This window comes from Wohlfahrtiimonas chitiniclastica DSM 18708, from assembly GCF_000375345.1.
Lineage (GTDB): Bacteria > Pseudomonadota > Gammaproteobacteria > Cardiobacteriales > Wohlfahrtiimonadaceae > Wohlfahrtiimonas > Wohlfahrtiimonas chitiniclastica.
In genome coordinates this window covers 119,339-132,824 of sequence record NZ_AQXD01000002.1, presented here as the reverse complement: position 1 = coordinate 132,824, position 13,486 = coordinate 119,339, and the positions used below count along the sequence as shown (strand labels likewise).

At 37.9% G+C, this 13,486-nt stretch carries 12 protein-coding genes; 2 read left to right on the top strand and 10 right to left on the bottom strand.

All coding sequences use genetic code 11. The features are described from left to right. The first annotated feature begins 141 nt into the window (after nucleotides 1-141). A complete protein-coding gene (locus B143_RS0105150; RefSeq protein WP_018122474.1) occupies nucleotides 142-1,179 on the top strand; it encodes an LPS O-antigen chain length determinant protein WzzB in 1,038 nt (345 codons plus the stop codon). 8 nt (nucleotides 1,180-1,187) lie between these two features. After that, a complete protein-coding gene (locus B143_RS0105145; protein ID WP_169328683.1) occupies nucleotides 1,188-2,558 on the top strand; it encodes a phosphohexomutase domain-containing protein in 1,371 nt (456 codons plus the stop codon). A gap of 37 nt (nucleotides 2,559-2,595) precedes the next feature. Here the strand turns inward: B143_RS0105145 and galE are convergent, their stop codons facing one another. The 10 genes from galE to B143_RS0105095 all read right to left on the bottom strand — a co-directional run bounded on the left by galE (nucleotide 2,596) and on the right by B143_RS0105095 (nucleotide 13,484). Beyond that, nucleotides 2,596-3,612, bottom strand: coding sequence for a UDP-glucose 4-epimerase GalE (gene galE, locus B143_RS0105140; protein ID WP_018122472.1), 1,017 nt, complete (start codon nucleotides 3,610-3,612; stop codon nucleotides 2,596-2,598). After that, on the bottom strand, nucleotides 3,605-5,230 hold the full coding sequence (gene pgi, locus B143_RS0105135; protein ID WP_018122471.1) for a glucose-6-phosphate isomerase: 1,626 nt from the start codon (nucleotides 5,228-5,230) through the stop codon (nucleotides 3,605-3,607). Before pgi ends, galE begins: the two co-directional genes overlap by 8 nt. Continuing rightward, complete coding sequence (locus B143_RS0105130; RefSeq protein WP_018122470.1) at nucleotides 5,227-6,396, bottom strand: UDP binding domain-containing protein; 1,170 nt, start codon at nucleotides 6,394-6,396, stop codon at nucleotides 5,227-5,229. Before B143_RS0105130 ends, pgi begins: the two co-directional genes overlap by 4 nt. Further along, nucleotides 6,396-7,268: a UTP--glucose-1-phosphate uridylyltransferase GalU gene (galU, locus tag B143_RS0105125; protein ID WP_018122469.1), complete on the bottom strand. Its 873-nt coding sequence runs from the start codon at nucleotides 7,266-7,268 to the stop codon at nucleotides 6,396-6,398. The genes B143_RS0105130 and galU overlap by 1 nt, the downstream gene beginning before the upstream one ends. Before the next feature lie 19 nt (nucleotides 7,269-7,287). Then, the gene (locus B143_RS0105120) at nucleotides 7,288-8,109 is read right to left on the bottom strand and encodes a glycosyltransferase (protein WP_018122468.1); all 822 of its coding nucleotides are present in this window, start codon (nucleotides 8,107-8,109) and stop codon (nucleotides 7,288-7,290) included. Between the two features lies 1 nt (nucleotide 8,110). Continuing rightward, nucleotides 8,111-9,148, bottom strand: coding sequence for an EpsG family protein (locus tag B143_RS0105115; protein WP_018122467.1), 1,038 nt, complete (start codon nucleotides 9,146-9,148; stop codon nucleotides 8,111-8,113). Then, nucleotides 9,148-10,386 (bottom strand): glycosyltransferase, encoded by a 1,239-nt coding sequence (locus B143_RS0105110; protein ID WP_018122466.1) that lies wholly within the window; start codon nucleotides 10,384-10,386, stop codon nucleotides 9,148-9,150. The genes B143_RS0105115 and B143_RS0105110 overlap by 1 nt, the downstream gene beginning before the upstream one ends. After that, nucleotides 10,380-11,795 carry a lipopolysaccharide biosynthesis protein gene (locus B143_RS0105105; RefSeq protein ID WP_018122465.1) on the bottom strand — a complete coding sequence of 472 codons (1,416 nt, stop codon included), beginning with the start codon at nucleotides 11,793-11,795 and terminating at the stop codon, nucleotides 10,380-10,382. The genes B143_RS0105110 and B143_RS0105105 overlap by 7 nt, the downstream gene beginning before the upstream one ends. Then, nucleotides 11,789-12,925 carry a dTDP-4-amino-4,6-dideoxygalactose transaminase gene (gene rffA / locus B143_RS0105100; RefSeq protein ID WP_018122464.1) on the bottom strand — a complete coding sequence of 379 codons (1,137 nt, stop codon included), beginning with the start codon at nucleotides 12,923-12,925 and terminating at the stop codon, nucleotides 11,789-11,791. The genes B143_RS0105105 and rffA overlap by 7 nt, the downstream gene beginning before the upstream one ends. Then, on the bottom strand, nucleotides 12,918-13,484 hold the full coding sequence (locus tag B143_RS0105095) for an acyltransferase (protein ID WP_018122463.1): 567 nt from the start codon (nucleotides 13,482-13,484) through the stop codon (nucleotides 12,918-12,920). Before B143_RS0105095 ends, rffA begins: the two co-directional genes overlap by 8 nt. Nucleotides 13,485-13,486 lie beyond the last annotated feature (2 nt).

Genomic DNA, 13,486 nt, shown 5'->3' with positions numbered 1-13,486 from the left:
GATTTTACATGATTTATGGGGGAGATGCTGTGGGAGATAATTTTGACCATTCTTAAGCTTTAGAATAGAATATGGCACGCTTTTTTATTCAATAAATTTAATCATACAAGCGGCGCTTGTGTGCACTAGGTACAGATCAATATGAATAATCCTCAACAAAATAATTTACCCGAACAAAATAATGACGAGATTGATTTATTTGAATTGGTGGCCACTTTATGGCGCGGCAAATGGCTGATTGTGGGCGTGACATTTGTGTGTACGGTGGTTGCGATCATTTTTGCATTTATCATTATCAAGCCCGTTTATCAAACAGAAGTTACGATTAGCACCCCACTCACATATCAAATTGATGCTTTGAATAGTGGTCTCGTTATATCCAGTGAACCATCGTTAAAACCCATTAGTTCTACTGAAGTTTATAACATGTTTCTACAAAATCTTCGTTCAACAAACATACAACGTGATTTTTTTACCCACATATATCTACCAAAACAAACTGATGCTATAAAAGCACAAAATACACAGGCAAACTTTGAAGCTTTTCAAAAAAATATTACGATTAAACAAACTGATAAAGAACGCAATATTTATAGTGTCACATTCAATGCTATAGATCCTGAACTCTCTTATGATGCATTGATAGAATATTTTAAACTTACGAATCAGCATGCCATTTCACAAATTCTAAAAAATCGTCAAGCTGAGCTTAATACTGTAATTTTACAAACTAAAGATACGCTTAAAACATTAGAAAATGAGCTTACAGAGCAATTTAATAATGAAATTGATCGATTAAATGTAGCATATCAAATTGCAAAAGATCTAAAACTAGAAACAACTATGGAACGTCCGATTGAAGCATATATGCAAGGAACAATTGCATTAGAAAAAACTCTTAAATATCTAGAAGCTCAGAAAAAGAATTTTAGTAACAACACTAGATATCGTGATATGAAAGCAAATCTTGAATTCTATCAAGATGCAAAATTACCGAATGCATCAGAAGTACAACTCTATCATATCGATGCTTCACCTGTATTACCCGAAAAGCCGATAAAACCTAATAAAGCCTTAATTACCATTATCGGTTTCTTACTCGGTGGCATGCTTGGATGTATGATTGTGTTGATTCGTCAAGCGGTGCGTAATCGTAAACAACTACATAATACCAATTGAAGGAGCCACTGATGACCCTATCTTGCTTCAAAGCCTACGACATTCGCGGCAAACTCGGCACAGAAATCACAGAAGCATTGGCCTATAAAGTCGGCCGTGCTTATGGTCAAATTTATCAACCTAAAACCATCGTTGTGGGTGCAGATGTGCGCCTAACGAGTGACGGCTTAAAACATGCCCTCAGCCGCGGTTTAAATGATGCCGGTGTTGATGTGCTTGATTTAGGCTTAACGGGCACCGAAGAGGTCTATTTTGGTGCGTTTCATTTAGATGTTCAAGGCGGCATTGAAGTGACGGCTAGCCACAATCCGATGGATTACAATGGCATGAAGTTGGTGCGTGAGAATGCGCGCCCCATTGGCTTAGATACAGGACTCAAAGCCATTCGTGATCTGGTCATCAGCGAGGATTTTACGAAGTCACTCCATCAAGGCACCACAAAACCTTATAACATTTTGCCTGAATACATCGCGCATCTATTATCCTACATCGAACCGAGTAAAATCCGCCCCCTTAAATTGGTGGTGAATGCAGGTAATGGTGCAGCTGGCCATGTGATTGATGCGCTAGAAGCTGAGTTTAAAGCCCTCAATATTCCCCTTAAGCTCATCAAAATCCACAATGATCCCGATGGCACTTTCCCAAATGGCATTCCTAACCCCATTTTGATTGAAAATCGCGCTGTGACCAGTGAAGCCGTGCTTGAGCATCAAGCGGATATGGGCATTGCATGGGATGGCGATTTTGACCGCTGTTTCCTATTTGATGAGAAAGGTCAGTTCATTGAAGGCTACTACATCGTTGGTCTACTTGCCCAAGCATTTTTATTAAAATCAAAAGGCGAGAAAATCGTGCATGATCCGCGCTTGGTGTGGAACTCTGTCGATGTCATCGAGGAATATAATGGCATTGCCGTGCAATCAAAATCTGGCCATGCTTACATGAAAGAGGTGATGCGTGAACACAATGCCATTTATGGCGGCGAGATGAGCGCACATCACTATTTCAGAGACTTTGCCTACTGTGATAGCGGCATGATTCCGTGGTTATTGGTGACGATGCTCTTGTCAGAAACACAGCAGAATCTCTCCACACTGGTGGAAAATATGATTGCAAAATTCCCATGCAGTGGGGAGATTAATTTTACGGTTGCCGATACAAAAGCCACCATTGAAAAGATCGTCAATCATTACAAACCCAAAAATCCCGTGATTGATACCACAGATGGCTTTGGGCTCGATTTTGGCGAGTGGCGCTTTAACATTCGTGCATCAAACACTGAGCCATTGCTGCGCCTGAATATTGAGACAAAAGCATCATTGAATCCGCTACCGATGCAGGATTATGTGGATGAGCTCACAAAACTCATCACTGAGTAAACTAAAGCCGAGCATTGCTCGGCTTTTTCATTTCAAACTATCGATAACCTTTTGGATTTTGCTGCTGCCAATGCCAGCTGTCACGGAGCATGTCTTCTAATGTATGTTCTGCATGCCAGTTGAGCTCACGATTAGCACGACTACAATCTGCGTATGAAGTCGCCACATCCCCTGCTCTGCGCGGTGCAAATTTAAAGGGTACAGGTACACCATTGACTGACTCAAAAGCATTTTTCACCTGTAAGACTGAATGGCCGTTACCCGTTCCGATGTTCCATGCACGGCAACCCGTTTCATTTAAACGATTATTGAGTGCACACAAATGCGCTTTGGCCAAATCCACCACATGGATATAATCACGCACACCTGTACCATCGATGGTGTCATAATCATTGCCAAAAATGGAGAGTTCCGCACGCATGCCAACAGCCACTTGCGTAATGTACGGCATGAGGTTATTGGGGATGCCTTGCGGATCTTCCCCAATGCGGCCACTTTTATGGGCGCCCACCGGATTAAAATAACGCAATAAAGCGATCGACCAGCGCGCATCAGCCATGGAGAGCTTTTGCAATAACTGCTCCACAATCAATTTTGTGTAACCATAATTGTTCGATGGCATGCCCGTTGGCATCTCTTCATTCAGTGGTGAAACATTCGCTTCATCATACACCGTGGCCGATGAACTGAATACCAAATGAAACACACCTGCTTTTGCCATCGCTTTGGTCAAGGCAATTGAGCCTGCAATGTTATTGTCAAAGTATACCAGCGGAATTTCTTGACTCTCGCCCACTGCCTTTAAACCTGCAAAGTGGATCACCGCATCAATTGAGTGATTGCTAAACAGCGCATCTAATGCCGCCTCATCCCGAATGTCCCCTTGAATGAAGGTCACATTCCGTCCCGTTAATTCCATCACGCGGCGCAATGATTCTTCTGAACTGTTCGATAAATTATCAAGCACCACAACAGTGTGCCCTTCCTCTAACAATTCCACACAAGTGTGAGAGCCAATGTAACCTGCGCCCCCTGTCACTAAAATATTAGCCATAATTTTTATCCATTAATCGTTGTAATAAGCCTTGCGTTGAGCCATCGAGATCCGCTGAATCCAGCGATTGCCCTGCTAAAATGGGTAAAATTTGATTGGCAATGGCTTTACCCTTTTCAACCCCCCATTGATCAAAGGGATTGATGCGCCAAATCACAGACTGTACAAACACTTTATGCTCATACAGCGCAATCAACATACCCAAAGTGCGCGGGTTCAACTCATCCATCAACAGTGTTGAGCTCGGTTGATTGCCCGCATAATGCTGATATTTTGGCAAGTTTGCCAATTCAGCCTGAGATAAGGATTGACTGCCAAACGCCAACAATCGAGATTGCGCCAAGCAATTGGCCAAGGCTAAATGGTGCTGCTCAATGAGGGCAGATTCACTCTCCGCATAGGTAAATTGCTTAGCGGTATAGCGCTCAATGGGTGCAATGAAATCGCAACTGACCGCATGGGTGCCTTGATGCAATAATTGATAAAACGCGTGCTGTGCATTGGGCCCCACTTCACCCCAGACAATTGGGCACGTGCTCCACTCAACATCCTCGCCATTTCGCTGCACTGATTTACCGTTCGACTCCATCTCTAATTGCTGCAAATAAGCGGCAAAATACTTTAAGCGACCATCATAGGGTAAAACAGCATGGGTTTGAATGTTGAGATGGTTGGCATTCCAAATACCAATCATCGCCAGTAACATGGGGAGGTTTTCTTTAAAAGGCGCCGTTCTAAAGTGCTCATCCATCGCATGTGCACCTGCTAAAAGCGCTTGAAAGCCTGCCACACCAATGGTTAACGCAATCGGTAAACCAATGCACGACCACAATGAATAACGACCGCCCACCCAATCCCAGAGCAACAGCTGATGATCGGGATGAATGCCCCACGCCGTCATTTTCTCAACATTGGTGGACACACCCACAAAGTGATTTTTTAACACCTGTTCACTGTGCCCTAGGGCATTTTCTAACCACACACGCACCGTTTGCGCATTTGATAAAGTATCAATGGTGCCAAAGGATTTGGAGGAGATGATAAAAAGCGTCGTCTCTGGGCGCAATTGATGGAGCAATGCAGAGAGCTGGCTGCCATCCATTGTGGAGACAAAGTGCATATTCAGTGGCTTGGCCGTTGGCACTTTAAAATCTGACAATGCATGGGTCACCATTAAGGGACCTAAATCTGAGCCGCCCACGCCAATGTTCACCACATCCGTGATCACCTCACCGGTGGCACCTCGGCATTGCCCTGCATGAATTTTATTGACGAGTGCAGACATGCGCTCAAGCTGAGCATGCACTGCCTCATTAATGTGCGGTAATTTTGTGTCATCGTGCGGTACTCTCAATGCCCAATGCATCGCGGCACGCTGCTCTGTCTCATTGATGGGTTGATCAGAAAAAAGCTGAGCCATCCAATGTTGTAAATCATGCTGCACGGTCAATGCTTCTAATGCATCGAGCACTTCCGCAGTCAGTCGCTGCTTACTAAAATCTAAAAGTAAGCCATCAAATGTACGGGAAAAGGCATCAAAGCGCATCGGATCATTGGCAAACAGTGTGGATAAATCCACCCTCTTTAATTGTTCTGCCAATTCTTTTAATGTTTTCATCGGCGCCCCACTCCTTCATAGATGAATCCTTGTGCTGTCACATATGTGGGATCATAGATGTTACGCCCATCTAATAATAAGGGCTGACGCATCACAGCTTTTAACCGCTGATAATCCGGGCTGAAATATGCTTGCCATGGCGTCAATACACACAAAGCATCGGCATCCATTGCAGCATCATACGCATCCTCACACAGGATTAAATCCGTTCGCTCACNATATTGCGCAGCAATTTTAGGTAATGCTTTCGGATCATGCAGCTTAACAATCGCGCCTTGTGCCCAGAGTGCGCTCAGCATCTTATGAATGGGCGAATGCTGAATACTTGCAGTGTTCTCTTTAAATGCCGCCCCCCAAATGGCGATCACTTTGCCCTGTAAATCCGTGGCAAAATGGTGCCAAAGCTTACGAAATAGGATCTCTTTTTGATCCTCATTGATGTCCCACACTTGCTGAAGTAAACGACTTTTTCCACCATTTTGTGCCACTTCTGAAGCGAGCATGGTGATGTCATGGGAAAAATTCGCGCCACCAAAGCCAACACCTGCAGATAGATAACTGCCGCCAATGCGCGTATCTGCGGCCATGCCTTGCTGAACGTTTAAAATGTCCACGCCCAACTTCTCAGCAATGTTGGCCAAATCATTCATATAGCTGATGCGCGTTGCAAGCATGCCAGAAATGGAGAGCTTGGTGAGCTCCGCATCAAGCAATGGCATCCATAAAATTTGCTGCGGGCGCGGGAAAAACGGACGCAATAGCTCTTGCATCAATGGGCGGGCATGCTCATCATCACAGCCCACAATCATCTGTTTAGCATCCACAAAGCTGTCCACGGCATTGCCCTCTTGAATGGTATCGGGCAGATAACACCATGGCGCTTGATCATACATTTTTGCCAATTGCGCAGTGCCATGTAAACCAAAAGTGGCACCATTGATCATGAGCTTTGGTGCAGTATGATTTTGAAATTTCTGTAAAAATTCACACGCCTGCTCAAATTGATGAGATGGCACACATAAACACAACACATCCATGTGCGTAGGCAGCTGATCAATCGCGATGCCTTTTAAAGTCGGCTCATGATGCACACAATTACCCACAGCACTGAACAGTTCAGTTAAGACATTTGCCTGCAACGTTTGCCCAATCATCGTAATGTGCATTATTTTAACTCGTCAATCATTGCTTTAAAATCTGCCCCAAGGGTCGGATGATCCACCCCATAATGCAATACTGCCTTGAGATACCCCAATTTACTACCGCAATCAAAGGTTTGCCCTTGCATGCGGTACGCCTCAATTGGCGCTTCTTTTTGTAGCATTGCAATCGCATCCGTGAGCTGAATCTCATTGCCTGCGCCTTTTGGTGTTTGTTCTAACAGCGCCATGATGCGTGCTGGCAACACATAGCGCCCCACTACGGATAAGTTAGAGGGTGCAGCCTCAATGGCGGGTTTTTCCACAATTCCACGCATCACAATGCTTTGCCCCTCTTCGGGTGTCTGCTCAACATCCACAATGCCATATTGATCGACTAAATGTTTTGGCACCGCTTCCACCATAATTTGAGCATGATTCGTGGCATCAAAGCGCTCGATCATCAAAGTTAAATCATGCATTGCCTCACTGTTTTTAATGAGCACATCTGGCAATAACACCACAAAATCATCATCGCCAATCACACTTTTTGCACACAAAACCGCATGCCCAAGGCCAAGGGGCTCAGGCTGGCGCACCGCAACAATGCTCACATTGCTCGGCACAATGTTAGTAATTTCTTCGAGGAGATCAAATTTCTTTTTCTGAGTCAATGTGGTTTCAAGCTCAAAGTTGCGATCAAAATAGTTTTCAATCGACGCTTTTGAGGAATGCGTCACCAAAATGATTTCTGTGATGCCCGCTTTGACAGCTTCTTTGACCACGTATTCAATCACAGGGCGATCCACAACCGTCACCATCTCTTTAGGAATGGCTTTGCTTGCGGGTAAAAATCGGGTGCCTAAACCGGCAACAGGGAGGATGGCTTTTTTGATCATATTCATTACTTTATAAAAATCAGTGATTACCTTTACGCAATAGTTTATACAATTTTTGCAATAAAGACGCAGGTAATAATCGTACACTTGCTCGCACTATGAATAGTGGCAATGCTTTAGGTAAGCATTGCTGCTTTAACGTTCTTTTTAATTGAAGCATCTGCCATTCGCTTTGAACATAGACCCAACCACGGCGCCGACCATGTAAACCATCTGAGCGCATATATAATAATATATCTGGTAGATTCGCAACCTCATAGCTCGCAGCAATAACGCGTAGCCATAGATTATAATCCTCCATCAATAAATGATGCTGATACTGCCCCACTGTTTGCACCACACTCTTCTTCATCGCTACAGTTGGATGATTAAATGGATTGCGGGATTTAGCATATTCGGCAATATCAGTTGTGGTTTCTGGCACCATTCGACATCCTGTAATATGACTCTCTTCCCCCATAAATTCTGCAATCTGTCCGCCAAGTAATGCGATATCTGGATGATTTTTAATATATTGAATCTGCAACTCAAAGCGATTAGGGACAGCAATGTCATCTGTATCCATACGGAATATCCAATCATATGAGCAATGAGTTAATCCTTCATTCAATGCCTTGCCTAATCCAACATTTTTTTCTAAAGCAATAACCTTAAATATATCACCGAGTTTTAATTGCCACTCAGCAATCACTGCATCTAAGGCAGGTGTCAATGGACCATCTTTGACCAACACAATTTCTGTAGGATGAATCGTTTGTGCATCCCAAATGCTATATAATGCTTGAGAGAGATGCTCTGATTGTTCTTTATAATAAATAGAGCATAAAATCGAAAATTGCATATCAAATACTCACCAATGGCTTAAAATATGTATCTATTAATATAGCAGATTGTATAAAAAGAGAAATATATCCCTGCATTACAAACCAAATAATTATTAATATTAGTCTAGAATGAAAGCTAAACCGATATAACAATACCATCGGTATGATAAAAACCTCAGCAAATGAGGCCACAATAGATATTCGACCATTTAAAATAGCAAACTCTGAAAACCCTATCCGAAATATAACAGCTAATACTATACAAAAAAATAAAAATCTATAAGTCAAAACTGAATATAATTTTCTATTTGTTAATAAATAAATAAATATCAATATCAACATCGCACGAATATTAGGTAATGATAAAAGTGAGCGATCAAAAGAATACTCACTAATTTCGCTATAACTAGCCACCCTGGAGCTTAAAATTATAAGCTGAGGCATAACTATATATTTTATCATAAATATAATAAAAATAATAAGCAGTATATTAATTAACACACTTGATTTTAAAACAGTAAATTTTTCATAGAAAATAAACAACATAAATATAACAATCAAAACTATAGAGGTTTGATGAATTAAAATACATAGCATCAAGAATAGATAAAGCAATTTACAATGAGTAAACCTTCTATGTAATATTGCAATGCAAATTAACATTGTTACAGATATAGCTAATCCTTGCCTTATCTGCATGAACTGTTGAATAAAAAAATAACTGCTTGATAAGTAAGATAGCATCACATAAAATAAAGATACATGAATATACCTAGATAATTTAACAATTGTTAATAAAATAAGAAAGGAATAAAAAGAAAAGAAAAAAATATTATTGGCGCCTAGAAGATGCATAAAAGAGCTATACCAACCAAAGGCAATTTCCATACCAGTCTGACTATAGAATAACAAAGGATTAGATAAATTATATAATTGTATATTTTGATAAACATACCAATATACCTGAGTATCTGGCGTATCACCTCTAAGTCCTACTAAAAGCGCTATCAGTATAATCGTTATACCACAAAAAAACGTACTAATATGCTTACTCACTAGTTATACCTATTAAATTTTTTCATTTTAGAGTATAAAAAAAATACTAACTCACTTAATACATATTTAAATTTAGATATTTGATAATAACCTGTTATATCATAATCTCTAGAAAATTCTAAACTACATTGTTCTATTCCAAAATCTTTACTCGCCAGAACATGTTTTTTAGATATTAATATTTTCTCACTATTATTCCAACTCAGAAAATCATGAATTAAATCAAATACTTGAACTTTAGGCAAAGTAAGGTTATTTCTATGGTACTCATATTTATAACATTCATGAAAGAAACCATAACTCACTGGATTTTTCTCTGACTCAATACCAGCAATACATACAACACCTAAAGCACTTGCTTGAACAATTGCAGTACCACTACCAACAAAAATATCATACCCTAATACAGTCGAGTTAAAATCGTTATAAGGTAAATTTCCTTTTAAGAAAACATTATTTTGCAAATTTAACTCATTAATCCTGCACTTCATAATATCATATAAAGGTCCTGTCCCATATATATCATACAATATTTGAATATTGTCAGATTTTAAAGCATATATAATATCCAACATCCACAAATTATACTGTTTAAAGTTAACTAAACGCCCAATTGATACAATTTTTAATATCTTTTGTTTGTTATATATTTTACTAGACATAGTAATATCATGATTAATAACACCTAATCTAAATATTTGAGATGAAGTGAAATTTTTACTGCACAACTCTGTATAATATTGACGCGTACTATCAGAGAAAAAGAAAATATTTTTCTTTGGGAGAAAATCTAATATAAAACGACGATTTGTTTTCTCAAAATAAAAATTTTCACAATTTTTATATTTCCATGCAAACTCTTTGGAGTGATAGACACCTATTGTAATTGACAAGTCCATCCCCATCATATGCTGTAAATGGTTAGCTAATACTGCATGTCTACCGGATGTAACATGTATTTGTGATACATCAGAAAAAAGCTCTTTTACTTTTTTCGCCCTAAATAATGCCAATAATGGAAAATAAGAAAAAAAAATATTACAAAAATAAGTTATATCTGAAAGATAGTAAATATCCGCTATTTTTTCTAATCTTGCTATTAAAAAAGGGTCAGATTTAGATTTAGGAAATAACAAAAGCACTTTTGTATTCTTACCCTCTAAGTATCTCTGCTCACAAAGACGTACAAAAAAAGTCTCAATACCTCCTAAGACCAAAGCAGAATAAATAATTAACATCTATTAAAAACCTCTTTAACTTTTAGTAGATCTTCTCTAAAAACAAAAATTGAAAATATCAATAATATCATCCACACTATACATCTGATATAGATATCAATTTCATTAAATAACAAAAAAACCGTATATGATAAATATATACCGCTTAATATATATATACGAATTCTTGGTAAACGATTCCATAAAAAAGAACTAGCCTCTGTTCGAATTATAAATAACAGAAAAAAAGAAGCCGCTGAAGCAAGAGTTGCCCCTATCGCACCATACTTTGGTATCCAATAAAAATTTAAAATACTATTAATAAATAATGCACATACAGATGATATAGTTATATAAATGGTTTTCTTAGTAATTGAAATACCTACCATAGTTGTTTCTGACATCAAATAAAATAAAGGCAGTGCAATAGCAGATACAATTAATAAATCAATTCCTTCATAACCTATCGGAAGAATTAAAGGAACTACCCAAGATAACATCCCAAATAATGACCACAAAATAAATGCTAGACATGCTGTATTAGAAATTACACAAAATATTTTTTTATTATCTACACCATTATGAATCCATTTATACAGTGTTGGATGCCATATCGTAGAGAAAATACTAACTACAAGAAATAAACTAGAAGCTACAGTAACTGATATGGAATATAACGCTATTTCAGATAAAGTTGAATAGTAATTCAAAAACAAACGATCTAGTGATAACAATCCCCAGTATGCTGCGCTACCTAGAATCAATGGCAAACTAAATTTAAATAAAATTTTCAATTCTTTTATTGAAATATCTCCAATAAAATTGGTATACAAATTTTTTCTACTAATCAACAAAAAAATTAATACAAGAAGAATGGTAACAACTGTATTCAACAATACCAATATTTTGAAATCTAAAACTTCGAATAAAGAAATACCAAACAACACAAATATTAATAACATTCCTTTTGAAAGTGCTTGCGTGACTGAATAGGCGATTACTTTCTCGCTCATTCTGAGTTGGTGTGATAAAAAATTAATAAATACTAAACAAATAATTGTTAAACTGATTAAAGTGTACAGATACAGACCGTTATCGGGCAGATGGAAAAACCATCCTATCAATTGATAAGACAATAGTGAATCTATACCCCATATAACACATATAATTAATATAGAAAAAATAAAACTTGGATAAAAAGACTGTCTAAACAATCTACCCTTATCTTGAATATCATAATAATGTCTTACATAAGCCTGATGTAAATCTAGACTAAACAATAATACACCCAAACTAAGAAGTGTTTGTAATAGACTAAATTTACCAATATCTTCTTGAGAGAAATACCAAGTTAATACTGGCAATGTTATTAATGCAAAAATCCCATTAGTAATAGGCCCTATTGCATAGATTAAAAATTTTTTCAACATTTATTATAAAACGCTAGGATATTTGAACAAATCAAATCAATATCTTCATGTGATAATCCATACCACATGGGTAACCTCAATAATCTCTCACTTTCTTTTGTAGTATATTCATCTACACTGTGAAAGTTTGAATACTTATAACCTGCTTGTGCTGAATGTAGTGGAATATAATGAAATGCCGTTTGAATATTATTATTTTTCAAAAAGTCCATTAATTGAGTTCGTTCTTCTAAATTTTTAGTTTTAATATAAAACATATGGGCATTATGTTTAATACCATCAGAAAGATTTGGAAGCTCTAATTTTCCTTGCTCTTGCAAACATTCTAGAGAATTATAATATAACTGCCATACAGACAACCTATTTTGGTTAATTGTATCTGCTGCCTCTAATTGTGCAAATAAATATGCTGCTTGCAATTCACTTGGTAAAAAACTACTCCCTATATCAACCCAACTATATTTATCAACCATTCCTCTAAAAAACTGACTTCTATTCGTACCTTTCTCACGAATAATTTCTGCACGTTCCAAAAATCTAGCATCATTAATTAATAATGCACCACCCTCACCACCACTGGTATAGTTTTTAGTTTCATGGAAACTATATGCACCTAAATGACCTATTGCTCCCAAAGCACGTCCTTTATAGTTAGACATAACTCCTTGAGCTGCATCTTCCACTACAAATAAGTTATACTGATCAGCTAATGACATAATTGTATCCATTTCACAAGCCACACCAGCATAATGCACAGGAACTATAGCCTTCGTTCTATCAGTAATTGCAGCTTCAATTTTTTTTTCATCAATGTTCATTGTATCAGGGCGGATATCGACAAATACAATTTTAGCCCCTCGTAATACAAAAGCATTTGCTGTACTCACAAAGGTATAACTCGGCATAATAACTTCATCACCGTCTCGAATATCCAACAAGATCGCTGCCATTTCTAAAGCATGTGTACACGATGGTGTTAATAAAACTTTTTGAGATTTAAAATTATCTTCAAACCACTTCTGACATTTTTTTGTATAAGGCCCATCACCACATAAGTGTTGATTTTGTATAGATTCATTCAAATAAGTACTTTCTGTACCGATAACAGGTGGAATATTAAATTTAATCATTTTTTAGTTCTGCCAAATACTGTTCTTCTAAAATTAATAAATCTTTCTTTCTATCTTTTAATCTCTTTGCAGGATTCCCAACATAGACCCCCCATGGTTCTGTACTTTTTCTCACCAAAGACATAGCTCCAACTGAGCAGCCTGTTTCCAAAACTATACCAGGCAATATAATCGAACCCGCACCTATAATGACATGCTTTTTAATATAAACGGCTTTTCGTATCTCTAACTTATACTCTAAAGGAATCGTAGGATTCGTTAATGTTTTTCCACTATAATCATCTGATTGTGTAAATATTTGGACTTGATATGCTGCCCCTGAAAAATCTTCAAATAAAATTCCTTCTTTGCCGCCAGCAATTAAACAAAATGGAGCAAGATGTACATTGTTACCTATAATAACTTTACCTGATACAACACAGAAATCATCAATGCGAGAATTATTTCCTATTTCTATTTGATCAGCGTTATAAATACTAGCTTTATCACTGATTAATACATTTGTACCAATAGATTTAAATCCCATATTTTCTAATTGTATTTGTGTTAAATATGCCATAT

Excerpts from the sequence above, each read along its gene's own strand:
- galE (WP_018122472.1), bottom strand. The coding sequence starts at position 3,612 with ATGGCTAATATTTTAGTGACAGGGGGCGCAGGTTACATTGGCTCTCAC.
- B143_RS0105150 (WP_018122474.1), top strand. The coding sequence starts at position 142 with ATGAATAATCCTCAACAAAATAATTTACCCGAACAAAATAATGACGAG.
- B143_RS0105105 (WP_018122465.1), bottom strand. The coding sequence starts at position 11,795 with ATGTTGAAAAAATTTTTAATCTATGCAATAGGGCCTATTACTAATGGG.
- B143_RS0105120 (WP_018122468.1), bottom strand. The coding sequence starts at position 8,109 with ATGCAATTTTCGATTTTATGCTCTATTTATTATAAAGAACAATCAGAG.
- B143_RS0105110 (WP_018122466.1), bottom strand. The coding sequence starts at position 10,386 with ATGTTAATTATTTATTCTGCTTTGGTCTTAGGAGGTATTGAGACTTTT.
- rffA (WP_018122464.1), bottom strand. The coding sequence starts at position 12,925 with ATGATTAAATTTAATATTCCACCTGTTATCGGTACAGAAAGTACTTAT.
- B143_RS0105095 (WP_018122463.1), bottom strand. The coding sequence starts at position 13,484 with ATGGCATATTTAACACAAATACAATTAGAAAATATGGGATTTAAATCT.
- pgi (WP_018122471.1), bottom strand. The coding sequence starts at position 5,230 with ATGAAAACATTAAAAGAATTGGCAGAACAATTAAAGAGGGTGGATTTA.
- galU (WP_018122469.1), bottom strand. The coding sequence starts at position 7,268 with ATGATCAAAAAAGCCATCCTCCCTGTTGCCGGTTTAGGCACCCGATTT.